This window comes from Streptomyces sp. NPDC008086, assembly GCF_042957325.1.
Taxonomy (GTDB): domain Bacteria; phylum Actinomycetota; class Actinomycetes; order Streptomycetales; family Streptomycetaceae; genus Streptomyces.
Map to the genome: position 1 here is coordinate 441,276 of NZ_JBIBIA010000005.1, position 23,427 is coordinate 464,702.

Below are 23,427 nucleotides of genomic sequence, written 5' to 3' on the forward strand. Positions count from 1 at the left end.
ATAGGGAGGGGACGGGTGGGGGTCAACGGGTGTGCAGGGATTTCGTTGGAGTCGGGTCCTACTTCGCCCCGCGCAACCAGTCGTACGCGGCCTGCGCGGTGAACTCTCCCTGCCCGCCCCGCAGGAGCAGCCCCGCCGTCGCGAACTCCGGCGCGTCCACCTGGCCGGTGACATACGGGATCGCGATGCAGCGCATGCCGGCCGCGTGCGCGGCGGCGGCGCCGGGGGCCGCGTCCTCCAGGACCACGCAGTCGCCGGGTGCGACGCCCAGACGGCGGGCCGCCTCCAGGAAGACGTCGGGAGCGGGCTTGCCGCGCCCGACCTCGTCGGCCGAGACGACGGTACGCAATTGGGCGTCCAGGCCTGTGCCGGAGAGGATCGCCGTGATGGCCTCCCGGGACGAACCCGAGGCCACGGCCATCGGAACGTCCTCCGCCGCCAGCAGCTCCACGAACTTGCGCATCTCGGGGTAGACGCGGGTGGCGGTGCGGGCGAGGTCCAGATAGCGGCGGTTCTTGTCGGCGAGCAGTTCGTCGACGGAGGCCCGCAGGCCGTACTCCCGCTTCCAGAGCGTGACCGTCTCCAGGGTGCTGATGCCGACGTACCGCTCGTGATCCGCCCAGGTGAAGTCGGCGATCCCGTGCTCGGCGAGGAGCCCGCGGCCCGCTTCGTAGTAGTTGGGCTCGCTGTCCACGAGTGTTCCGTCGAGATCGAAGATGACCGAAGTGTCGCCGAGTCCGCTCATGGGCCCAGGATGTCAAAAGGTCATTTCCGGGCCGCGGCCCGCCCGATCGACTCCACCAGCGGCAGCAGCCGGTGCGGGACGCGCTCGCGCAGGGCCACCTCGGTGCGGGTGCGGACCACGCCGGGCAGGCTGATCAGCTTCTGGATCACGTCCTCCAGGTGGGCGTTGTCGCGGGCCACCACCCGGGTCAGCAGATCCCCGCCGCCCGTGATCGAGAAGGCCTCGACGATCTCCGGTACGGCGGCCAGCTCCTCGCCCACGTCGTCGAGGTGGCCCTGGGTGACCTCGATGTGGACGAACGCCAGCACCGGATGGCCGAGGGCGGCTGCCGAGAGCGCCGGCCCCGTCCCGGTGATCACACCGTGCCGCTCGAGCCGGTCCAGCCGCGCCTGGAGCGTGCCCCGCGCGACGCCGAGGATGCGGGCGTACTCCCGCACGCTGGTGCGCGGCTGCTCCAGCAGCAGCCGCAGGATGCGGGTGTCGAGCTCGTCCACGGCCATCCGTACGGTCTCCCTTCGCCGGCCCCGCCCGTCATGGTCCGTTGGCTCGTCGATGGACGTACGGGATCCGTTATGTCTGTGCCAATGGCTCAGCAGTCTAGGAGACACTTGAGCCACCCTGCTCCTGGATGCTGCAATGAACCTGTCGATGGCGCTGCGGATCCCGCGGCGCCTTTTTCATGCCGACGTGGAGGGGTGGAGAAGCAGTGCTGAAGAGGGTGTTCCTGGCGCCGGACCCGGGGCGGGCGCGGCTGCGCTTCGCCGTGCGGGCCGTCCTCGGCATCGGGCTCGCGGTCGTCGTCTGCGGACTGGCCGGACACTCCCTCGTCGCTGCCGTCACCGGCGGGCTCGCCGCGCTGCTCGCCCTGTTCACCGTCACCGACGCCACGGTCCGCGGCCAGGCGGTCACCACCGCGCTGCTGCCGCTCGTCGGCCTCCCCGTCCTCGCGGCGGCGGCCGAGCTGCACGACCACCCGGTCGCCCGCGACCTCACCTTCCTCGCCGTCGTCGGCGCCGGCGTCTACGCCCGCCGCTGGGGGCCGCGCGGCCACAGCCTCGGCGTCTTCGCGTTCATGACCTTCTTCGTGGCGCAGTTCCTGCACGCCACCCCGGGGCAGCTGCCCGAGCTCTACGCCGCCGTGCTGCTGTCCCTGGCCACGGCGGCCGCGGTCCGCTTCGGCCTCTGGTGCTACGAGCGCCGCCTGCCCCCGGCGCCCGTCCCCGCCCCGCCGGGCGGCACCGGCCTGGCCCGCGTGACCACCCGCCAGGCCGTCCAGGCCACCGCCGGCGCCGGATTCGCCCTCGTCGTGGGCCAGCTGGTGTCCGGGCAGCGCTGGTACTGGGCCGTCGGCGCCACCTGGTGGATCTTCGTCAACACCACCTCGCGCGGCGAGACCCTGGTCCGCGGCTTCCGCCGGGTCCTCGGCACGGTCATCGGCATCGGCCTCGGCCTGCTCGTCGCCGTACCCCTGGAGGGCGCGGGACTGCCGACGGCCCTGCTCCTCGCGGTCTGCGTCTTCGGCATCTTCTACACCGCCGCCGTGTCCTACACCTGGATGATGCTCAGCGTCACGGTCCTCGCGGAGCTCCTCTACGGCCTCCTGGGCGTCCTCGACCCCGCCCTGCTGGCGCTGCGACTCGCCGAGACCGGCGTCGGCGCGCTCGGCGCCGTACTCGCCGTCCTGTTCGTCCTGCCCGTCACCACCCACACCGTCACCGACGCATGGATCCAGCGCGCCCTGCGCTGCGTCCACGCCGCCACCGCCGAGGCCGCCGCCCGCCTCGCCGGCGACGAGACCGCCGACCCGGCCCCCCGGGTGACCGAACTGGAGCAGCTCCTCGCCCGCGTACGGCTCGCCGTCGCCCCGCTCGTCCACCCGTTGCACCCCGTGACGGCCCGCAAACGCCGCGCCCGCCATGTCCTCGCCCTCCTCGACGACTGCGCCCGCGAGATCCGCGGCCTCGTCGCCGTCGCCGCCGACCCCGTCGCCTCCCACGACGCCCGCCTGGCCGCCGCGTGCTGGCGCGTCGAGGCCGCGGTCGAGGCCCTCACCGAGGGCACGGCCATGGCGGCCCCCGCAGCCCGCCCCACGGAGTCCGACCCGGCCCTGGCCCACCTCCACGGCCTGGAACGCGCCCTGACGGAACTGGCCCAGCCCTTGCGCGCGCCGTCGGGTTCGCCGCTCGTGGGGGCCTGAGGCTGCTCAGCGGAACGCCCGGGTCGTAGGGGTGGTGCGCCTCCGCGCCGCAGATCTCCGGCGCCACGCCCGCCCGTACCACCCGCTTGGTCTAGACCGATCGTGATCCGCTGCTACCGTCACCCCGAACGGCACCCGACCGAAAGGGGACAGCGGTGGCAGACGGTGGCAGGCGGGACGGGCGGGCCTACATCGGGTCGTTCACGGCGGCCGGCGGCCCCGGGGTCGTGGCGGCGTCCGTGGCCGCGGGCAGCGGTGCGCTGACCGTGCTGGGTGCGGCGGGCGACGTGCCCGACCCCGCGTATCTGGCCCTGTCGCCCGGTGGCGACACGCTCTACGCGGTCAGCGAGACGGCCGAGGGCGCGGTCGCCGCCTACCGCGTGAGCGGGCACAAGCCGGAGCTCGTCGGATCGCCGGTGCCGGTCGGCGGCAGCGGCCCCACGCACCTCAGCCTGTTCGCCGGCCATGTCCTGGCCGCCAACTACGGCTCCGGCAGCGTCACCGCCGTACCCGTCCGACCGGACGGCACCCTGGCCGGCGCCCCGTCGTCCGTCCTCCGGCACAGCGGCTCGGGCCCGCACACGCCACGCCAGCAGGGCCCGCACGCCCACCAGGTCCAGCCCGCCCCGGGTGGCCGCTGGGCCGTCAGCGTCGACCTCGGCACCGACTCGGTGCGGGTGTGCACGCTGACCGAGGGCAGCCTCGACGTGCACCGGGAGATCGCCCTGCGGCCCGGATCGGGGCCCCGTCACCTGGCCTTCCACCCCCACCGCCCGTACGCGTACGTCGTCAACGAACTCACCCCCACCGTCACCGTCTGCCACTGGGACGCCGACGACGGCACGCTGAAGCCGCTGGCGGAGGTGTCGGTCCTGGCGGACGCGCCGGCCGGCGACGCCTACCCGTCGGGGATCGTCGCCTCGCCCGACGGCCGCGTCGTGTGGACCGCGACGCGCGGCGAGGACGTGCTGTCGACGTTCGCCGTCGAGGCCGAGGGACTGCGGCTGATCGGCACGGTGACCTGCGCCGGCCACTGGCCGCGCGCGCTCACCGAGGCGGGCGGCTTCCTGTATGTCGCGAACGAGCGCTCCGGTGACGTGTCCTGGTTCGCCGTGGACCCCGACACCGGCCTCCCGCGCTACGAGGGCTCGATCGACGTGCCCGCCGCGTCCTGCGTGGTCATCGGCCCGGAGGCCGCCACGACCTGACCGCGACGCCGAAGGGCCCGCTCCCGGCTGAGGAGGGGCCCTTCGGCGTTACGGCTGTGAGGTGCGGGCCGCGACCGCGGGGTCAGCGGACCGGGGTGCCCTGCGGCTGCTGCGGGGCGATACCCAGCGCCGTCGTGTACTTCGCCAGGGCGAGCTTGCCGATCGCCGGGTACGGGCCGAGCGCCTCGGCGGCGGAGCAGCCCGCCTCCTGGGCGGCCTCCGCGACCAGGCTCGGGTCGATCTCCGGCCCTATCAGGTAGGGCGCCAGCGCCAGCTGCTGCGAACCCGAGGAACGCAACTGGTCGGCCACGGCCGAGATCGAACCCTCCTGGTCCAGGGCCGCCGCCATCACCGGCACGGCCAGGCGCGCGGCGAGCAGCATGCCGGTGATCCCGGCCGCCTGCACGGCCTCCTCGCCGCCCACGGAGGCGAGGATGATGCCGTCCGCGGCCGTGGCCACGGTGAACAGCCGGGCGCGGTCGGCACGGGCCAGACCGGCCTCCGACAGGCGCACGTGCAGCGCCTCGGCGAGCAGCGGGTGCGGGCCGAGCACATCGGTCAGGTCGGCGGCGACACGGCTGTCCATCACGGCCTGGCGGATGACACGCAGCAGCGCGTTGTCCGGGCCGGCGAGCAGCGGCACGACGACGGCGACGGGGCCCTCGGGCTCCTTGGCCTCCACACCTGCGGCGATCGCCTGCTCATAGCGGGCGGTGCGCTCGTCGGCGGCGTGCACCAGCACCGACTGGAGCGTGGGGAACTCCACGTCGTCCCCGTCGACGTACCCGATCCGGGCGTCGAGACCGGGGAGCTCGGAGCGGGCGATGCTCACGACCTCCTCGGCGAGGCCACGGGTGGCAGCGCTCGGGGTGCCCGGCACCGCGAGGACGAGCGCGGGCGCGCCCTCGGGAGCCGCCAGGGGCTCGGGTCGGCGGTGCCGCCCGGGCTGACGAGGTCGCGGCATTCGTACTGGCAGGCCGGACGCGGGCCCAGTGGGGGAGCTCATGGCGACGCATGTTACTGGCTTCCTGGGCTCCCCTGTTCGGGGAGGGTGCAGGTGAGCGGTATCCGTCCGCTTTTGTCTGATTGAGTTACGTGCAGTGCGGTAACGGGCGGCGTAGGTGGATCAGTCCCCGTTTCCCCTCACCACACAGAGCATCGCCTCGTCACTCGGCAGCGTGAGCCCGCCCGCCGCCAGATCGGCCGCGATCCGCACCGACCCCTGCAACGGATCCCCGGCGGCCGGCACCTGCCGTGCGTGCGGCAACCGCTCCGACAACTCCTCCTCCAAAGGTACGACAAGAGGATCGCCCATGTTCAACAGGCCACCCGTGACCGCGACTTGTGGCTCCCCGGCCGTGGGGCACACGGCGGCCGCGGAGTCGGCCATGTGCCGTGCGGCGGACCGCAGGATGTCCGCGGCCACAGGGTCGCCGTCGGCGCAGGCGGCCACGTGCGGGGCGAACGAGGCGAGGACGGCGGGGCGGTCCGGGCGCGGATACAGCTGGCCGGGCAGCCCCTTGACCGGGCCGAACAGCTCTTCGGCGCGGGCCAGCAGCCCGGCCGACCCGCCCGGCCGCCCGTCGTGGGCGCGCAGCGCCGCCTCCAGCCCGGCCCGCCCGATCCAGGCGCCGCCGCCGCAGTCGCCGAGCAGATGCCCCCAGCCGTCCGCGCGGCGCCAGCACGTCAGGTCGGTGCCGATCGCGATCAGCCCCGTGCCGGCGGCGACCACGGCACCGGCCCGGGCGCCGAGGGCCCCCGCATAGGCGGTGACGGCATCGGCGGCGAGGGCGACGTGCCCGACGCCGAACTCCCGCTCCAGCGCGCCCGGCAGTTCGGCACGCAGGGCATCACCCAGGCTGGCCAGCCCGGCGGCGCCGACCGCGGCCGCCGTCAGCCGGACGACCCCGGTCTCGGCCGACAACGACCGCACCATGGGCACCAGTTGTTCCATCATGTGGTCGGGGTCGATGCCCCGGTTCCCGGTGCGCACGGGCTCACGGGACTCCCAGCGGGCCATGCCACCGCGGTCGACGGTGCCGACGACGACTCGCAGGCCGGATCCTCCGGAGTCGACGGCGAGGAAGCCGCGGTCGTCGGGCATGGGGTCCCCTGTCTTCCGTCCTCCCGGTGACCGGCTGCCGCGTGCTCCGCTCGACCGGCTCGAAGATCTCGACGAGGAGGAAGGGTAACGCCCGGAGTACCGGCATGGGCGGGTGCTTCCGCGCCTGTGCGGGGGCGTGGCGCGTACCAGTAGAGTGACGCGCCGTGGCACCACGACCCTTGCATGAACTTGTCGAAGCCGGCTGGGCGAAGGCCCTTGAACCCGTGGCCGGACGCATCGCGGCCATGGGGGACTTCCTCCGCGCCGAGATAGCGGCGGGCCGGACCTATCTGCCGTCCGGGGCGAACGTCCTGCGGGCCTTCCAGCAGCCCTTCGACGACGTCCGGGTGCTGATCGTGGGTCAGGACCCCTATCCCACACCGGGCATGGCCATCGGGCTGAGCTTCGCCGTATCGCCCGAGGTCCGTTCGCTGCCGGGAAGCCTGGAGAACATCTTCCGGGAACTGCACACCGACCTCGGCCTGCCCAGACCGTCCAACGGCGATCTGACACCGTGGACCCAGCAGGGCGTGCTGCTGCTCAACCGGGCGCTGACGACGGCCCCGCGCAAGCCCGCGGCGCATCGCGGCAAGGGCTGGGAAGAGGTCACCGAGCAGGCCATCCGCGCCCTCGCAGGCCGCGGCAAGCCGCTGGTGTCCATCCTGTGGGGGCGTGACGCCCGCAATCTGCGGCCTTTGCTGGGGGACCTTCCGGCGATCGAGTCCGCGCACCCGTCCCCGATGTCGGCGGACCGCGGCTTCTTCGGCTCACGCCCGTTCAGCCGGGCCAACGACCTCCTGATCCGGCAGGGCGGCCAGCCCGTCGAGTGGCACCTGCCGTAGGGCGGCTTCTCAGCGGGGTACGGCCGTCAGCAGGTCGGTGCCCAGCGCGGTCAGGTCGGGCCCGTTGCGGGTGTTGCGGACGTGGCGGCCGTGCCGCCGGGTCGTGAGCAGACCCGCGCGGCGCAGGCCAGGGGCAAAAGCAGCGGCAGCCGTTCGTACGGCACCACCGGCTGCCACCCGGACGCGTGGACCACGACCAGGTGCGGTCGGCCGAAGACACTGGGGATGAAGGTGACTCGTCACCCACCTCGCCCCGCCCCATGCCCTCGGCCTCGCCCTCTCCCCCGACGGTCACCGCCCGCGCACCCCACAGCCCGAGCGCCCTCTGGAGGAGCCTGGCGGCCGCGACGCTCGCGGCCGCCGCCGTCGGACGGTGATGACCCACGCCGCGTTGCGCGGTTCGGGTGAATGTCCGGCGCGCTCGCGGCCCTCGCTCCCGGCCCGGCGTGCGCGGCTCGACCACACTCCAAGCCGGTAGGCCGCCCGTTCCGGCACGAGTCGGGACGTCGCTGAGAGGACCGCGTCCCGTGATGCCGTTGATGCTGTTCCTGGGAGGAGTCGGCGGAGCCGCACTGCGTTTCGGGCTCGAGAAGGCGCTGTTCAAGGCGTGGCCCCATGAGCAGTTTCGATGGGCCGCGTTCGCCCTGAACTTCAGCGGCTGCTTCGGATTCGGACTCCTCCTGGGCGACCTGATCGCGAGCGACAAGCCGGCCTCGGTGCATGTGCTGCTCGGCGGGGCCATCACCACCTTCAGCGTCTTCGGCCACGAGCTTCTCCGGCTGACGCGGAGCGGGCTGTACGGCATCGCCGGGCTGCGGGCCTGCACCGGCTGGCTGGTCGGCGCCGGGGCGGCCACCGCCGGCGCGCTGACGGGGGTGCAGGTGGCGCAGCGCGTGCTGTGACGCCCCCACGGGCCGCGCCCCCGCCTGCTACTCCTCGTCCGAGGTGGTGGGGCGCGTCCGGCCGGGCTCCGGCTCCAGCTCGCCCTGCGCTGCGCGGGCGTGCAGCACGTCGCCGATGAACAGGTCGTACACCAGCACCCCGATCACACCGCCCACCAGCGGCCCGACGATCGGAATCCACCAGTAGCCGCTGAACGCCCCCGACAGGCTGCCCGGAAACGCCAGGTCCTTCCATCCCGCCAACCAGGTGAACAGACGCGGACCGAAATCGCGGGCCGGGTTGATGGCGTAGCCCGCGTTCGCCCCGAAGGACATGCCGATGGCCGCCACCACGAAGCCGATCACCAGCGGGCCCAGGTTCGCCTTCACGGCCGTGTTGCGCAGGTCGATGATCGCCACCACCAGCATGACCAGGAAGGCGGTGCCGACGACCTGGTCGATCAGCGGACCCCAGATGCCGCCGTGGAAGTACGGCGCCGGGAAGGTGGCGAAGATCGAGAACGAGGCCAGGGTGTGCCCGCCCGTCTTGGGGCCCTCCATGGCGTCGTCGAAGGTGTTGATGGCGTCGTGGTACACCCCGTAGACCAGCGCCGCCCCGGCCAGGGCGCCCAGCACCTGCGACAGCCAGTAGGGGAGGACCTTGGCCCAGGGGAACTTGCGGCGCACCGCGAAGGCCAGGGTCACCGCGGGGTTGATGTGTGCTCCGCTGACCCCGCCGGCCACGTAGATGCCGAGGATCACGGCCATGCCCCAGCCCCAGGTGATCAGCAGCCAGTCGCCGGCGCCGAGGAAGAACGTGGTGGGTCCCTCGGTGCGCCCGGAGCCGGGCAGTGCCGCCACCGCCATCGCCACCACGCCGGTGCCGAAGGCGATGAGGACGAACGTCCCCAGGAACTCCGACATGCACTCGCCCGGCAGACCCGCGCGACTGCGAAACCTCGAGGGCTTCACCAGAGGTTGGATCTCCACTGCCATGTGACCTCCCAGGGCTTGCTGGCTGCGATCACGTCCGAACGCAGTAGTCACGTCGTAACTCGGCACGTGAGCCGCGGCAACCGCAGAAACCTCCGATCCCGACCCCGCAAGCGCCCTGGGCAGGGCGGAACCCTCACCCGACCACCGCGGCTCGGACACACAGCACGTCCGGCAGGTGCGAGGCCAGTTGCCGCCAGCTGTCGCCGTCGTCGGCCGACGCGAACACCTCGCCGTTGCGGTTGCCGAAGTACACGCCCGCCGGGTCCGCGTCGTCCGCGCACATCGCGTCGCGCAGCACCGTGCCGTAGTGGTCCTCCTGCGGCAGCCCCGCCGACAGCGGCTCCCAGCTCCTGCCCGCGTCCGCCGTACGGAAGACGCGACAGCGGCGGTCGGCCGGTACGCGGTCGGAGTCGGCGTTGATCGGGAACACGTACGCCGTGTCGCCGCGGTGGGGATGCGCCACCGCGGCGAAGCCGAACGTGGACGGCAGGCCCTCGCCGATGTCCGTCCAGTGCGCGCCCGCGTCGTCGCTGCGGTACACCCCCCAGTGGTTCTGGAGGTAGAGGCGGTCCGCCGTCGTCGCGTCCTGGGCGATCTTGTGCACGCACTGGCCGAACTCCGGGTTCGGATCCGGCAGGAACACCGCGGAGACACCGGAGTTGGACGGCGCCCAGCTGGCGCCGCCGTCGGCGGTCCGGAACACCCCGGCGGTCGAGACGGCGACCGTCACGGCCCGTGGGTCGCGCTTGTCGGTGAGCACGGTGTGCAGGCCCTCACCGCCGCCGCCCGGCACCCACTTCGACCGGGTCGGGTGCTCCCACAGCGGGCGGACCAGCTCGAACGTCTCACCGCGGTCCTCCGAGCGGTACAGCGCGGCCGGTTCCGTGCCCGCGTACACCACGTCCGGCTCCGCGGCCGCCGGGTGCAACTGCCACACCCGCTCCAGGGAGGCGTCGGTGTCCTTCGGGAACTTCACGGCCGGCCGGGCCGGTTCGGTCCAGGTGCGGCCCAGGTCGTCGGAGTGGAACACGGACGGGCCCCAGTGCGCGCTGTCGCCGCCGGCCAGCAGCCGCGGACGCTCACCCCGGGTGTCGATGGCGACCGAGTACACGGCCTGGGCGTTGAAGTAGGGGCTCTCGTCGAACTCCCAGGTGGCACCTCGCCTCCGCCCGAGGAACAGGCCCTTGCGAGTCCCCACGGCTAGCAGTACCTCGGTCATGCCGAACACCTCCGCGACGTCTTTGTCTCAGGTACGGGCCAGTCTGCACCTCGCCACTGACAGTCACCCCTGGAAAGGCCTGCGTTGCAGGTCAGAGCGGCGAGGACGGCTCCCGGCCGCCGACCGCGTGACCCGTGCCACGGCCGATCCCGGCGGAAGCCGTGAGCATCCGCCCGCGGTCTTTCGTATGGGAGGGAAGTGGGTCCGGCTTGTTCGTGCGCGCATGAGGAGGAAGCCTTCGATGGCGTTCCGTGGTCCGAAGGTGTGGCTGTGGCGGTGGCGGCGCAATCCGCTCAAGCGCCGGGCCGACTCGGTGGAGGCCTGGGTGGTGCTCGCCGCCTGGGCGGTCACCGTCCTCGCCGGAGTGCTCGCCGGTCTGACGACCGCCCGCACCGTGGAGCAGGGCATGGCCCGTGAGCGCGTCGAGTGGCGGCCCGTGGTGGCCCTGCTCACCGAGCACGCCCCCGGCACGGCCGACTCGCGCGCCCGGGCGTCGAGCGAACAGGTGTGGGCGAAGGTCCGCTGGAGCGCCCGTGACGGCTCCCCGCACACCGGTCAGGCCCGCGTCCGGCCCGGCAGTGGCGTCGGCACCCCCGTCACCGTCTGGACGGACCCGCAGGGCCGCATGGTGACCCAGCCCGCCACTCCCTCCGAGGCCCACACCCGCGCCACGCTGGTCGGCGGCCTCGCGGGCGTCTGCGCGGCATGCGTCCCCTTCGTCGCGGGCCGAGCCCTCCGCAGTCGCCTGGAGACCAGGCGCATCGACCAGTGGGGGTACGAGTGGGCACGGTTCGGGCCCTTGTGGGGCGGGCGGACGACGGGGTGAGGGGAGCGGCGGGGCGGGTGAGGGGCGGCGCGGGGCCGGTCCCTCAGTGGGCTGTCATGGCACCCGGCAACGCCCGCCCCAGAATGCCGTCCAGGTCGGCCGCGTCCGGCAGGGTCCCGAACGCGTGCCCCCAGTCGCCGCTCAACCGGCTGGCGCAGAAGGCGTCGGCGATCGCCGCGGGGGCGTGCCGGACCAGGAGGGAGGCCTGGAGAGTCAGTGCCATCTGTTCGACCAGGCGGCGGGCGCCGGCCTCGGAACCGGTCGCGAGCAGACCCTTCAGGCGGGTGACGGCAGCGTCCAGCCGGGCGTCCGCCCCCTGCGCCAGGGCGAGTTCGGCGAAGAGCGCCTCCGCGGTGCCCGGTTCCCTGCTCAACGCCCTGAGCACGTCGAGGGCGTTGACGTTCCCCGAGCCCTCCCAGATGGACAGCAGCGGAGCCTCGCGGTAGTGGCGGGGCATGCCCGACTCCTCGACGTAGCCGTTGCCGCCGAGGCACTCCAGGGCCTCCGCGGTGAAGGCGGGCCCCCGCTTGGTGACCCAGTACTTGCCGACCGCGGTGGCGACGCGGCGGAACGCCGTCTCGGTCCCGTCCGGGTCGGCGCCGCGCACCGCACGGTCCGCCGCCCCGGCCAGCCGCAGCGTGAGCGTCGTCGCCGCTTCGGACTCCAGCGCCAGGTCGGCCAGGACGTTGCGCATCAGGGGCTGGTCGATCAGCCGGGCGCCGAACGCGCTGCGGTGCCGCACATGGTGCCCCGCCTCGACGAGCGTCTTGCGCATCAGCGTCGCCGACGACATCACACAGTCCAGCCGGGTGCAGTTGACCATCTCGATGATCGTCTTCACACCCCGCCCCTCGGGCCCCACCAGCCAGGCCACGGTCCCGTCGAACTCTGGCTCGGAGGACGCGTTGGAACGGTTGCCCAGCTTGTCCTTCAGCCGCTGGACGCGGAACGTGTTACGGCTGCCGTCGGGCAGGACGCGCGGCACGAGGAAGCAGGACAGACCGCCGGGAGCCTGCGCCAGCACCAGGAAGACGTCGCACATCGGCGCCGAGGTGAACCACTTGTGCCCGCGCAGCGTGTACACGCCGGGCTCGGCGGTCGGCGTCGCCGTGGTGGTGTTCGTCCGGACGTCTGAGCCGCCCTGCTTCTCGGTCATCCCCATGCCCGCGAGCAGACCCCGCTTCTCGGTCGGCACACGCAGCTCCGGGTCGTACTCCCGGCTCGTCAGCAGCGGCTCGTACACCTTCGCGAGCTCGGGTTGTCGGCGCAGCACGGGGACGGCGGCGTACGTCATCGACGTCGGACAGCCGTGCCCCGCCTCCGTGTGCCCCCACACCAGCCCGCCGGCCGTCCGGGCGACATGCGCCCCGGGCCGCTCGTCCGCCCACGCCGCCCCCGCGAGCCCCTCGGCGACCGCCACCCGCATCAGGTGATGCCAGCTCGGATGGAACTCGACCTCGTCGACCCGATGGCCGTACCGGTCGTGCGTCCGCAGCTCGGGTTCGTGCCGGTTGGCCAGCTCACCCCACTCCTGCGCCTCGGCGCTTCCGGCTCGCAGCCCGAGTCGCCGGACACCCTCCTCGGCCCACCCGGCCCCCTCGCGGCGCAGCCCTTCGAACAGGGCCGAGTCCTCGGACGCGTCGTACGGGGCCAGCGGAGGGGGCTGGTTGGTGACGTCGTGGGTGGCGTACTGCCCGGCGTGCTCCTGCGTGACTGCGGACCGCTCCTGCGCGGGTATCGAGACCATGCCGCCAGTGTTGCATCTTCGCTGCGGTCGCAGCAATGGTGTAATACGTTGCCGTGGTCGAGCCCGTACAGTCGTGACCATGCCGAACGACGCGTCACCGCAGGCCGACGAGGTGGAGCTGCGCCCGCTCTCCGCCCGGTCGGTCGTCCTGAGCCTGCTGCTGGGCACGCATCCGCCCGAGCTGCCGGTGAGGGACCTGGTGCGCGGCGTGGAGCCGTTCGGGATCGCGGGATCCACCCTGCGGGCCGCGCTCAGCCGAATGGTGGCGGCCGGTGATCTGCGGCGCGCGGACACGGTGTACGGCCTCAGCGAACGGCTGCTGGAACGCCAGCGGCGGCAGGACGACGCCGTCCACCCCGAGACCCGGCCCTGGGACGGCGACTGGGAGATGGTCGTGGTCACCGCCACGGGGCGCGGTCCCGCCGAACGCGCCGAACTCCGCACCGGGTTGACCCGGCTCCGGCTGGCGGAACTGCGTGAGGGCGTCTGGCTGCGCCCGGCCAATCTGCTCCGCCCCCTGCCGCAGGCCCTCGGCCAGGTCGCCGAACGCTGCACGGCCCGCCCCGACCGTCCGGCCCCCGAACTCGCCGCGACCCTGTGGCCGCTGGACACATGGGCGGAGACGGGGCGCGCCCTGCTCGCCCATGTCACCCACGCCCGCCGGCCGTCCGACCGCTTCACCGCCTTCGCGGCCGTCGTACGGCACCTGCTCGCCGACCCCGTGCTGCCCCCCGAACTCCTCCCGGCCGACTGGCCGGGTGCCCGGTTGCGGACCGCGTACGCGGACTACCGGCGGGAGTTGGCCGGGGACACGCGCGTGCGTGACGTCCGGGACGCCGTCGAGACCCCGCGCGCGCGTACCCGCCGGACATGACGGGGCGGCCGTACGAAGCGCCGTGCGGGGACGCTTCGTGCGGCCGCCCTCCCCGTGGGGGGACCACCTATGTGTGGGGTCTATCTGTGTCGCACCCGCCCAGGTGTGAGAGCCACATGTGTGAGCCCCCACATGTGGGCTAGCCCCTACCGGTAGGTGATGTCCGAGGTGGAGTACAGGCAGTTCGTGCTGTCCGGCCCCGTACCCACCGCGGTGTTGTTGTTGTACTTCTGGCACGGCACGACCTTGCGACTGGAGTCGTTGAGGATCGTGATGCCGCGCAGTGTCGCCACGTCGTTGCGGTTGACGTTGATGCCGACAAGACGCGCCGTCGACCCCGTGCCGGTCACCTCGATGTTGCTGAGGTTGACCTTGCGCGTGTACTGCGTCGAGCAGTCGCCGCACGAGCGGTACAGCGTCTTGAACTCGCTGACCGCGAAGTTGGAGATGTTCAGCGTGCCGGGTCCGTTGTGCTGGAAGACCTTGTCCGCCGCCTTCTTCGCGCCACCGCCGGTCACCGTGTAGGTGGAGCCGCCCCGGAACGTGGCCGCGTCCTCGCCGACGTCCTCCCACCACACGTTCTGCAGCGTGCAGTTGCCCTCGCAGTGGATGCCGTCGGCGCCGGGCGCGCCGATGATGACGTTCTTCAGGGTCGCGCCGGGCGCGAGCTTGAAGATCGGGTCCTGGCCCTCCTCCTGGCCGTCACCGGCCAGCTCGCCGCTGCCGTAGTAGCGGACCATGCCGCCGTCGCGGACGCCGGAGACGTTGATCGTGGAGCTCACCGGCTGGCTGCTGCTGGGCGTCGGCCAGGTGGCGGCGCTCGCCGGCGGCGCTCCGACTGTCGTGATCATGACAGACGAGAGGCCGAGTGCGGTCAGGGTGCCGGTCAGTGCGCGCCGGCGGGCGCGGGGCTTTGCTGGTGAAGTCATGTCCCGGATGCCTTCCTCCAGTTGGGGGGTGGTCAGAGCTTTCCGGCGCCCGCGCCGGACGTCACCGAGGCGACGACGGTGGACGCGGACTCCGCGGTGTAGCTGTAGGGCGGCGAGGTGAAGGAGCCGACCTGGGAGATCTCGGTCGCGGCCCCGCCGAGATCGTTGCCGCGCAGATTGGCGTGGCCGTCGACGTCACTGCTGCGGTTCGTGGTGACGGCGATCTTGGTGTTGCGGAAGACGTTGTTCTCCACGAGCATCTGGGCGCCCATGCGCGAGTGGCAGGCGGTGTCCGCGCCGGCCACGTAGTTGTTGTAGAAGTGCCCGGTGCCGAAGCGCAGGCTGGGGATGCGCGAGTAGACGTTGCTGAACTGGTTGTGGTGGTACGTCACCTTCAGATGGCCGGTGTCCTCGCTCGCGTTGTTGTCGCTGTGACCGACGAGCGAACCCTTGAAGTGGTCCTTGAAGGTGTTCCAGGACACCGTGACGTTGTCCGAGCCGTGATTGATGTCCAGCAGGCCGTCGTAGTAGTCCTTGTCGTGGTTCCGGTCGGCCGAGAAGGAGTTGTGGTCGATCCACACCTTCGTCGACGCCTGGACCGTGACGCCGTCGGCCGGTGCCACCGGCTTGCTGATGTTCAGGTTGCGCACGACGACGTTGGTGACGTTCTTCAGCCGCAGCCCGCCTCCGGTGAACCCGGACGACGAACCCACGCCCAGCACCGTGGTGTTGGAGCCGATGTCGACCTGACCGCTCAGCGAGATCAGGCCGTTGACCCGCACGACCTTGGCCGAGTTGCCGGTGACCGCCGTCTTGAAGGCGGCCAGCGTGGAGACGGTGACCGCCGACGTGCTGCCGCCGCCGGTCGTCCCGGCGCCGAATCCGATCGGCGAGGTTTCGGCCGCGCCGGCGGACTGCGGCAGGACCAGGACGGCCGCGGTGGCGAGGGCGGCCGCGGTGGCCGTCACCAGTGTGGTTCTTTGCGAGCGTGCACGTGGGGGGAGCGTACGCATGTGGATGCGTCCCTTCGGAGGAGCCGATCGATCGTGTACATGAACGATGTGCTTCATGCTGAACGCTGTGCGCGGACGAGGCGACCGTGTGGGGGTGCGCCAGTGCGGCTCGGTCACCCTGCTGAACGGAACGTAAAGGGCAAGCGCTTTCTGGTCAACGCCTTTGCGCGGAGGAATTCCGTCAGTCCTGGTGAGGGGTAAGGGCTCTCTTCAAGGCCAGTGGGGGAGTGGCGTGGGAGCGCTTCCATGGTGAGCGTGTCCATGCCACGATGCCTTCGGGCGTGTCGGCTGCCACCTGTCCGGTCGCGCAGTTCCCCGCGCCCCTTCAGGGCGCACGCCCGGCCCGCGGACCCGCACCCACAGCGCCAGAAGGGACATGGACGTGCCCACCCCCATCGGCACCACCCCCAGAAGACCGCTCCCGTCGCTCGTCGCCCTCCTCGCAGCACTCCTGCCGCTGCTCGCGACCCTGTTCGTCACCGCCCCCACGGCCGCCGCCCGCGCCGAGGCCGCCGACGTCGTCCCCACCGCGACCCTCACCGAGGTCACCGACTTCGGCACCAACCCCAGCGACCTGCGCATGTACGTGTACGTCCCGGATACCGTCACTGCCGCCCCGGCCGTCCTCGTGGCCGTGCACTGGTGCACCGGCTCCGGCCCGGACATGTACAACGGCACCGAGTACGACACGCTCGCCGACCAGTACGGCTTCATCGTGCTCTACCCGTCCGTCACCCGCAGCAGCAAGTGCTTCGACGTCTCCTCGCCCCAGGCGCTCAAGCGGGGCGGCGGCAGCGATCCCGTCGGCATCAAGTCCATGATCGACTGGGTCAACCGCACCTACGACGCCGACGAGAGCCGCGTCTACGCCACCGGCATCTCCTCCGGCGCGATGATGACCAACGTCCTGCTCGGCGACTACCCCGACGTGTTCGCCGCCGGCGCAGCCTTCTCCGGCGTCCCCTTCGGCTGCTTCGCCACCACCGACGGCTCCGAGTGGAACAGCGCCTGCTCGGGCGGCACCGTGTCCCACACCCCGCAGGAATGGGGTGACCTGGTCCGCGGCGCCTACCCGGGCTACAGCGGCCCCCGCCCCCGCATGCAGCTGTGGCACGGCACCGAGGACGACGTCCTGCGCCATCCCAACCTCCGGGAGATGATCAAGCAGTGGACCAACGTCCAGGGTGTCGGCCAGACCCCGGCCGCCACGGACACGCCCCAGTCCGGCTGGACCCGCACCCGCTACGGCGGCACCGGTGACCGCGCCCCCGTCGAGGCGATCAGCCTCCAGGGCGTCGGCCACAACCTGTACGGCTACGGCATGGCGGCCCGCGTCCTCACCTTCTTCGGCCTCGACAGCGACGGCCCCGCGCCCCAGCCGCAGCCCGGCGCCTGCAAGGTGACCGCCACCACCAACGCCTGGAGCACGGGCCTGACCGCCTCCCTGACCCTCACCAACACCAGTACGACGGCGATCAACGGCTGGCGGCTCGGCTTCACCCTGCCCGCCGGCCAGACGATCACCAACGGCTGGGGCGCCACCTACACCCCGGCGTCCGGCGCGGTGACGGCCACCAACGCCGCCTACAACGCGGCCCTCGCGCCCGGCGCCAGTGTCAGCATCGGCTACCAGGCGAACCACACCGGGAACAGTGCGGCGCCGGGCGCGTTCACGCTGGGCGGGACCGCCTGCACGGTCGGTTGACCTTCCGGTACCTCGCGGCACGACCGGGCTCCCGCACACGGATGACATGCCGTTTTGCGGGAACCCGGGCTCCACCGAAGGCGACGTCGAACGAGGTGGAGCGAGGCGAGCGATGGTTCTGGGACTGCTCTCACGTCCGACAGCCGCCGCGGCCGGACTGGTCGCGGCCGGACCCCGCCTGCTCGTCAGAGGAGCCGCCCCCGCGGTGGGCGCCGCCGCTGGGGTGGTGGCCGGGACGGCTCGGGCGGGTGTACGAGGCGCCGACACCGCGGCACGTGTCGTACGGGTCGCCCGCGACACCTGGCCCGGGCGACCGCACCCCTGGCGGTCCGGCACCCGGGCCCACCTCGCGTTGCGGGCCGAGGAACCGGAGCGGGTACGGCGGGAGGGCGGGATCGAGCGGGCCGCGCGCAAGGTCGCCGCGGCGCTGGCGGAGCGGCCGGACGTGGCCCTCGCGTACTGGGACGGCGGACTGCGCCGGCTGGTGGTCACCGCCGTCGAGGAGTCGGCCGGCGACCGGGTGCTGGAGAGGGCGAGCGAACTCGCCGCCCGGCACGGGCTGGCCCGCACGGACGAGGAGGTCGAGGAGATCCCCCACCCGGCCAACCGGGCCGGCGTACGGGACGCCGCCGTGACGCTCGCCGCCGACGGGCTCGGCATCGCGGCCGCGTTCATCGGCTACGGCCTGCGGCTGCCGGCCTCGCCCCGCTCGGTGACCGCCCTGGTGACCCTGCTGCGGGAGAACCCCCGCTTCCGCGGCTGGCTGCGGGCGCGGGTCGGCCGTTCCCGCATGGACATGCTGCTGGCGATGGCGAACGCGGCAGCCCACGGCGCAGGACGGACCCCGACCGCCCTGGTGCTCGACGGCGCGCTGCGCTCGCTCCAACTCGCCGAGACGGTCGCGCGCGCGGCGGCGTTCGACCTGGTCCACGACGACGTCTGCGCGCCCGAGCGCGGCAGCGTGGCCGGAGACCGGCACCCGCGCCCGCCGCTGCGCACCTCCCCGGCCCAGGAGTACGCCGCGCACGCCGAGACCGGAAGCCTCGTCGGCGCGGTCGCCACGCTGCTCGTCAAGCACGACGGCACCGAGGCGGCGGAGGCCGTGCTCGCCGGCTCTCCCAAGGCCGCCCGCTACGGTCCGGCCGCCTTCCACGCCGTACTGAGTTCCGCGCTGTCCCGCGCGGGCGTCCTGGTGCGCGACACCGAGCGGCTGCGGCAGCTGGAGATGGCCGACACGGTCGTGCTGCATCCGAGCGCGCTGCGGATCCCGGGTGCCGACGCGGACCCGTGGGCCGAGACGGTGCTGGACGCGGCGCGGCGCGCGGGCCTGCGCGTCGTCATGGTGGACGACCCCGCCCTCGCGGACTTCACCAATCTCGCCGACCAAGTCGTGCGCGACGAGCGGTCGTTGAGCGACGTGGTCGACGCGCTGCGCGCCGAGAACGACGGCGTCGTCGTCACCGTCGCCAGGCCGGGGAAGGACGACGAGGACATCCTCGCCGGGCTGCTCGCCGGTGATGTGGCCGTCGCCCTCACCGACCGCGACGGGGCCGTGGTCTGGGGCGCGGACGTACTGGCCCTGCACGGACTGGCCGACGTGTGGCGGCTGTTGCGGGCGGTCCCGGCCGCGCGCAAGGTCGGTCGCAGGTCACAGGTCCTAGCCCGGTCCGGTGCCGCCCTGTCCGGGTTGCTGGTCGCCATCGGCAAGTCCCGGCGCGGCCGCCCCACCCCGTGGCCCGGGCTGCGGCACACACCGGTCGACGTGAGCGCGACCTGGGCCCTGCTCACCGGCACACGCGCCGCCCTCGGCGTGGCCACGGCCCGCGCACCGCACCCGCGGCCCCGCGTCGCCTGGCACGAACTGGAGCACACCGAGGTCCGCGAACGACTGGAACACGAACCGGGCCCGGAGCGGACCGTGCCCGAGCAGGCGACGGGCCGTGCGCGCAAGACACTTCAGGCGATGGGCCGGCACCGCGTGTTCGCGCCGCTGGCCGCGCCGGTGCAACTCGCCCGCGCCGTGCGCGGTGAACTAGACGACCCGCTCACCCCGGTGCTCGCCGTCGGCTCGGCCGCCGAGGCCATCCTCGGCTCCGTGGTCGACGCCCTGCTGGTCGTCGGCGCGCTCGACCTGAACGCACTGGTCGGCGGCATCCAGCGGATGCGGGCCGAGCGGGCGCTGTCCGGACTGCTGGCGAAGCAGACGCAGAAGGCACGCGTCACGGCCGAGGAGCCGGAGGCCCGCCCGCACCTCGTGGACGCCGCCAAGCTCAGCCCCGGCGACCTGATCGAGCTCCGGGCGGACGACGTGGTGCCCGCCGACGCCCGACTGGTGTGGGAGGACGGCCTGGAGGTCGACGAGTCCGCGCTGACGGGGGAGTCCCTGGCGGCCGACAAGGGAGTCGACCCGACGCCGGACGCCGCCGTGCCGGACCGCAGCTGCATGGTGTTCGAGGGCACGACCGTGGTGGCCGGGGAGGCCCGGGCCGTCGTCGTCGACACCGGGGAGCGCACGGAGGCCGCACGCGCCGTGGCCCTCGCCGCCCGTACACCCCCGTCCGCCGGAGTCCAGGCCAGGCTCCGGGAACTCACCGACAAGGCACTGCCGTGGACCCTCGCGGGCGGTGCCGGGGTCACCGCCCTCTCCCTCCTGCGCGGCACACCGGTCCGCCGGGCGGTCAGCGGCGGCGTCGCCGTGGCCGTCGCCGCCGTGCCCGAAGGGCTGCCGCTGGTGGCGACCGTGGCCCAACTGGCCGCCGCCCGCAGGCTGAGCCGCCGCGGAGTCCTCGTCCGGGCCCCGCGCACCCTCGAGGCGCTCGGCCGGATGGACACCGTCTGCTTCGACAAGACCGGCACGCTCACCGAGAACCGGCTCCGCCTCGTCCGCGTCACGGACGCCGACGGCACGGTCCGCAAGCCGGACGCGGACGACCCCACGCTGCGCACCGCGGCACGCGCCTGCCCCCAGCTGAACGGCGGCTCGGACCGGCCGGTGCACGCCACCGACGAGGCCGTCCTGGACGCGGCCGGGCCCGACCCCGAGTGGTCCCAGACCGAGGGCCTGCCCTTCGAGGCCGGCCGTGGCTACGCCGCCGCGATCGGCGAGGCGGAGGACGGCACCGCCGTACTCGTGGTGAAGGGCGCCCCCGAGACGGTGCTGCCCGCCTGCGCCGACCTGCCCTCCTCGGCGTCCGAGGCCGCGCACGACCTGGCCGCCGACGGACTGCGGGTCCTCGCGGTGGCCCGGCGCCGGCTCGACGCGGCGGACGACCCGGCGGACGTTCTCGAACAGCCGCTGGGCGAGCTGGAGTTCACGGGCCTGCTCGCGCTCGCGGACGTACCCCGCGACACCTCCACCGCCCTCGTCGAGGGCCTGCGCAAGGCGGGCGTACGCCCCGTCATGCTGACCGGCGACCACCCACAGACCGCTCGCGCGATCGCCGCGGAACTCGGCTGGCCCGAGGACACCGGCGTCGTCACCGGCGACGAACTCGCCTCCGCCGGCCGGGAGGAACGCGCCCGCATGCTGCGCGACATGGGCGTGGTGGCCCGCGTGGCGCCCGAGCAGAAACTCCAGGTCGTCGAGGCACTGCGGGACGCCGGGCGCGTGGTTGGCATGGTCGGCGACGGAGCCAACGACGCGGCGGCCATCCGCGCCGCCGACATCGGCGTCGGCATCAGCGCCCGCGGCTCGGCCGCCGCCCGGAACGCCGCCGACCTGGTCCTCACCGACGGCGACCTGACGGTCCTCATCGAGGCGGTCGCCGAGGGCCGGGCCCTGTGGCACAGCGTCGCCGACGCCATCGCCATCCTGATCGGCGGCAACGCCGGCGAGGTCGGCTTCGGCCTCCTCGGCACCCTCCTGTCCGGCGCGGCGCCCCTGTCCACCCGTCAGATGCTGCTGGTGAACCTCTTCACGGACCTGTTCCCGGCGATGGCGGTGGCGGTGACGCCGAAGGAGCCGGAGGGAACGGAGGGGACAGAGGGTACGGACAGGACCGACGCGGAATCCGCGGCGGCCGGCCCCGAGGGCACCGAACCGCTGGGCACCTCACTCCTCGGCGCCCCCCTCACCAGCAAGATCCGTCACCGTGCCCTGACGACCACGCTGGGCGCCACGTCCGCCTGGCTGATCGGCCGCTTCACCCCGGGTACCGCCCGCCGGTCCACCACCATGGCCCTGTGCGCCGTGGTCGGCACCCAGCTCGCCCAGACCCTGGCCGACCGCCGCGGCAGCCCCTTGGTCCGCGCCACCGCCCTCGGCTCCGCCGCCGCGCTCTTCGCCCTGGTCGAGACCCCCGGCCTCAGCAACCTCTTCGGCTGCACCCCGCTCGGGCCGCTCGCCTGGACGGGCGTAGCCGCGTCGATCGCGCTGGCGGTGTCGGGGCAGCGGGCCCTGCCCTACCTGGAGCGGGCCGTCCGCCGGCAACTGCCCACGGGATGAGCTCGGCCGAGCGGAGTCTGCCAACCCAGGCGCGCGGGGAACTGCGCGAGCCCCCACGAACCGGCAGTCGCGAGACGGGACAAGCCATCCCGGCGAGTAGTAGGCGATCAAACGGACCGGTGGTACTGGTCCGGCACACGCACCTCCCCACCCAACTCGCGCGCAGCCTCCCGAGCCCACGACGGTCGACGCAGCAACTCCCGCCCGAGCAGTACCGCGTCCGCCTCCCCGTTCGCGACGATCTTCTCCGCCTGCTCGGCATCGGTGATCAGTCCCACCGCCGCCACCGGCAACGAGGTCTCGGCCTTCACCCGCGCCGCGAACGGCACCTGGTAGCCCGGCCCGACGGGGATCCGGGCACCTGCGGCGTTACCACCGGTGGAGACGTCGAGCAGATCGATGCCGTGGGCCTGGAGGTCGGCCGCGAAGCGCACCGTGTCGTCGGCGGTCCAGCCCTGCTCCTCCAGCCAGTCCGTCGCCGAGATCCGGAAGAACAGCGGCTTGTCGTCCGGCCACACCTCCCGTACCGCGTCCACGACCTGGAGGGCGAAACGGGTGCGGTTCTCGTACGAGCCGCCGTACTCGTCGGTGCGATGGTTGGAGTACGGGGACAGGAACTCGTTGATCAGATAGCCGTGGGCGCCGTGGATCTCGGCGATCTCGAAACCCGCGGCGAGGGCGCGCCGCGCGGCGTCCGCGAACTGCCCCACGATCTCCTGGATCTCGGCGACCGTCAGCTCGCTCGGCACCGGGTGCCCGTCGGCGAACGGCACCGGGCTCGGCGCCACCGGCTGCCACCCGTGCGCGTCCGCGCCCACCGGGGCACCGCCCCGCCAGGGCTGGTCGGTCGACGCCTTGCGGCCGGCGTGGGCCAGCTGGATCGCCGGTACGGTGCCCTGCGACACCAGGAAGCGCGTGATCCGGCGGAACGCCTCGACCTGGGTGTCGTTCCAGATGCCCAGGTCGTACGGCGAGATCCGGCCCTCGGGGCTGACCCCCGTGGCCTCGACGATGATCAGCCCCGTGCCGCCGGCCGCGCGGGCCGCGTAGTGCGCGAAGTGCCAGTCGGCGGGGGCACCCGCGTCGGGGCCGTCGGGGGCGGCCGAGTACTGGCACATCGGGGGCATCCACACCCGGTTAGGGATCGTCACATCGCGCAGGGTGTAGGTCTCGAAGAGCGCACTCACGGCGGACTCCATTCGTCACGGGGACCAGCGGTCGACTCGTACGATAGGCATCGTAGTACGGGAAGTGTCAAACTACGAGAGGTCTCGTACAATGAGGGAACCCGAGCAGAGGGACTCCCGAGTTCAGGGACCCCGACGAAGTGGAGCCGCCGTGACCAGCCCCGCTGTCAGCAGCCGTGACCTCCCGCACCCGACGCGCGAGGAGATCCGGCTGGAAGGCGTGCTGCACGCGCTGTCCGACCCGATGCGGATGCGGATCGTGCGGGAGCTCGCCGCCGTCGGCGACGAGCTCTCCTGTTCGCACTTCGACCTGCCCGTGACCAAGTCCACCACCACGCACCACTTCCGGGTGCTGCGCGAGAGCGGTGTCCTTCAGCAGGTCTACCGGGGCACGGCCAAGATGAACGGCCTGCGCAAGGACGACCTCGACGGCCTCTTCCCGGGGCTGCTCGACTGCCTCCTCGACGCCGCCGACCGCCAGGCCGCCCGCCTCGGCGGCGCCTGAACCGC

The 23,427-nt window shown here is 73.1% G+C and carries 20 protein-coding genes; 9 read left to right on the forward strand and 11 right to left on the reverse strand.

Features of this window, described 5'->3' with window-relative positions; translation table 11 throughout:
- Positions 1-58 precede the first annotated feature (58 nt).
- On the reverse strand, positions 59-745 hold the full coding sequence (locus ACFZBP_RS19865; RefSeq protein WP_391414688.1) for an HAD-IA family hydrolase: 687 nt from the start codon (positions 743-745) through the stop codon (positions 59-61).
- 20 nt (positions 746-765) lie between these two features.
- A complete protein-coding gene (locus tag ACFZBP_RS19870; protein ID WP_383448831.1) occupies positions 766-1,245 on the reverse strand; it encodes an Lrp/AsnC family transcriptional regulator in 480 nt (159 codons plus the stop codon).
- Positions 1,246-1,451: 206 nt separating this feature from the next.
- Between ACFZBP_RS19870 and ACFZBP_RS19875 the strand changes: the two genes are divergently transcribed.
- Both ACFZBP_RS19875 and ACFZBP_RS19880 read left to right on the forward strand, forming a co-directional pair.
- Positions 1,452-2,942 carry an FUSC family protein gene (locus tag ACFZBP_RS19875; RefSeq protein WP_391414690.1) on the forward strand — a complete coding sequence of 497 codons (1,491 nt, stop codon included), beginning with the start codon at positions 1,452-1,454 and terminating at the stop codon, positions 2,940-2,942.
- 155 nt (positions 2,943-3,097) lie between these two features.
- Positions 3,098-4,150, forward strand: a complete 1,053-nt coding sequence (locus ACFZBP_RS19880; protein WP_391414692.1) for a beta-propeller fold lactonase family protein — start codon at positions 3,098-3,100, stop codon at positions 4,148-4,150.
- An 82-nt stretch (positions 4,151-4,232) separates the two neighbouring features.
- On the opposite strand, the gene ACFZBP_RS19885 is transcribed toward ACFZBP_RS19880, so the two are convergent.
- Together ACFZBP_RS19885 and ACFZBP_RS19890 are read right to left on the reverse strand one after the other, a co-directional pair.
- Positions 4,233-5,156, reverse strand: a complete 924-nt coding sequence (locus ACFZBP_RS19885) for a sirohydrochlorin chelatase (protein ID WP_383448836.1) — start codon at positions 5,154-5,156, stop codon at positions 4,233-4,235.
- A 120-nt stretch (positions 5,157-5,276) separates the two neighbouring features.
- The gene (locus ACFZBP_RS19890) at positions 5,277-6,254 is read right to left on the reverse strand and encodes a BadF/BadG/BcrA/BcrD ATPase family protein (protein WP_391414694.1); all 978 of its coding nucleotides are present in this window, start codon (positions 6,252-6,254) and stop codon (positions 5,277-5,279) included.
- A gap of 164 nt (positions 6,255-6,418) precedes the next feature.
- Here ACFZBP_RS19890 and ACFZBP_RS19895 point away from each other — a divergent pair, with 164 nt between their 5' ends.
- A complete protein-coding gene (locus tag ACFZBP_RS19895) occupies positions 6,419-7,096 on the forward strand; it encodes a uracil-DNA glycosylase (RefSeq protein WP_391414696.1) in 678 nt (225 codons plus the stop codon).
- 9 nt (positions 7,097-7,105) lie between these two features.
- Here ACFZBP_RS19895 and ACFZBP_RS19900 read toward each other — a convergent pair whose 3' ends face one another.
- The gene (locus ACFZBP_RS19900; RefSeq protein WP_391414698.1) at positions 7,106-7,273 is read right to left on the reverse strand and encodes a hypothetical protein; all 168 of its coding nucleotides are present in this window, start codon (positions 7,271-7,273) and stop codon (positions 7,106-7,108) included.
- 353 nt (positions 7,274-7,626) lie between these two features.
- Here ACFZBP_RS19900 and ACFZBP_RS19905 point away from each other — a divergent pair, with 353 nt between their 5' ends.
- The gene (locus ACFZBP_RS19905; protein WP_391414700.1) at positions 7,627-7,998 is read left to right on the forward strand and encodes a CrcB family protein; all 372 of its coding nucleotides are present in this window, start codon (positions 7,627-7,629) and stop codon (positions 7,996-7,998) included.
- 27 nt (positions 7,999-8,025) lie between these two features.
- Here ACFZBP_RS19905 and ACFZBP_RS19910 read toward each other — a convergent pair whose 3' ends face one another.
- Together ACFZBP_RS19910 and ACFZBP_RS19915 are read right to left on the reverse strand one after the other, a co-directional pair.
- Complete coding sequence (locus tag ACFZBP_RS19910) at positions 8,026-8,973, reverse strand: MIP family channel protein (RefSeq protein ID WP_391414702.1); 948 nt, start codon at positions 8,971-8,973, stop codon at positions 8,026-8,028.
- Between the two features lie 133 nt (positions 8,974-9,106).
- The gene (locus ACFZBP_RS19915; protein WP_383448844.1) at positions 9,107-10,192 is read right to left on the reverse strand and encodes a WD40/YVTN/BNR-like repeat-containing protein; all 1,086 of its coding nucleotides are present in this window, start codon (positions 10,190-10,192) and stop codon (positions 9,107-9,109) included.
- A 241-nt stretch (positions 10,193-10,433) separates the two neighbouring features.
- Here ACFZBP_RS19915 and ACFZBP_RS19920 point away from each other — a divergent pair, with 241 nt between their 5' ends.
- Positions 10,434-11,018, forward strand: coding sequence for a hypothetical protein (locus ACFZBP_RS19920; RefSeq protein ID WP_383448846.1), 585 nt, complete (start codon positions 10,434-10,436; stop codon positions 11,016-11,018).
- Between the two features lie 43 nt (positions 11,019-11,061).
- Here ACFZBP_RS19920 and ACFZBP_RS19925 read toward each other — a convergent pair whose 3' ends face one another.
- Positions 11,062-12,765 carry an acyl-CoA dehydrogenase family protein gene (locus ACFZBP_RS19925; RefSeq protein WP_391414705.1) on the reverse strand — a complete coding sequence of 568 codons (1,704 nt, stop codon included), beginning with the start codon at positions 12,763-12,765 and terminating at the stop codon, positions 11,062-11,064.
- Positions 12,766-12,844: 79 nt separating this feature from the next.
- Here ACFZBP_RS19925 and ACFZBP_RS19930 point away from each other — a divergent pair, with 79 nt between their 5' ends.
- A complete protein-coding gene (locus ACFZBP_RS19930) occupies positions 12,845-13,639 on the forward strand; it encodes a PaaX family transcriptional regulator C-terminal domain-containing protein (RefSeq protein WP_391414707.1) in 795 nt (264 codons plus the stop codon).
- 146 nt (positions 13,640-13,785) lie between these two features.
- Here ACFZBP_RS19930 and ACFZBP_RS19935 read toward each other — a convergent pair whose 3' ends face one another.
- Entirely contained in the window at positions 13,786-14,568 is a 783-nt protein-coding gene (locus ACFZBP_RS19935) for a pectate lyase (RefSeq protein WP_391414709.1), read from the reverse strand.
- A gap of 32 nt (positions 14,569-14,600) precedes the next feature.
- Positions 14,601-15,581 carry a polysaccharide lyase family 1 protein gene (locus ACFZBP_RS19940; protein WP_391414711.1) on the reverse strand — a complete coding sequence of 327 codons (981 nt, stop codon included), beginning with the start codon at positions 15,579-15,581 and terminating at the stop codon, positions 14,601-14,603.
- A 376-nt stretch (positions 15,582-15,957) separates the two neighbouring features.
- On the opposite strand from ACFZBP_RS19940, the gene ACFZBP_RS19945 reads away from it, so the two are divergent.
- Both ACFZBP_RS19945 and ACFZBP_RS19950 read left to right on the forward strand, forming a co-directional pair.
- Positions 15,958-17,286 carry a PHB depolymerase family esterase gene (locus ACFZBP_RS19945; protein WP_391414713.1) on the forward strand — a complete coding sequence of 443 codons (1,329 nt, stop codon included), beginning with the start codon at positions 15,958-15,960 and terminating at the stop codon, positions 17,284-17,286.
- A 112-nt stretch (positions 17,287-17,398) separates the two neighbouring features.
- Positions 17,399-21,730 carry an HAD-IC family P-type ATPase gene (locus ACFZBP_RS19950; RefSeq protein ID WP_391414715.1) on the forward strand — a complete coding sequence of 1,444 codons (4,332 nt, stop codon included), beginning with the start codon at positions 17,399-17,401 and terminating at the stop codon, positions 21,728-21,730.
- A 107-nt stretch (positions 21,731-21,837) separates the two neighbouring features.
- Here ACFZBP_RS19950 and ACFZBP_RS19955 read toward each other — a convergent pair whose 3' ends face one another.
- The gene (locus ACFZBP_RS19955; protein WP_383448859.1) at positions 21,838-22,917 is read right to left on the reverse strand and encodes an NADH:flavin oxidoreductase/NADH oxidase; all 1,080 of its coding nucleotides are present in this window, start codon (positions 22,915-22,917) and stop codon (positions 21,838-21,840) included.
- 151 nt (positions 22,918-23,068) lie between these two features.
- Between ACFZBP_RS19955 and ACFZBP_RS19960 the strand changes: the two genes are divergently transcribed.
- On the forward strand, positions 23,069-23,422 hold the full coding sequence (locus ACFZBP_RS19960) for an ArsR/SmtB family transcription factor (RefSeq protein ID WP_383448861.1): 354 nt from the start codon (positions 23,069-23,071) through the stop codon (positions 23,420-23,422).
- The last annotated feature ends 5 nt before the right edge of the window (positions 23,423-23,427 follow it).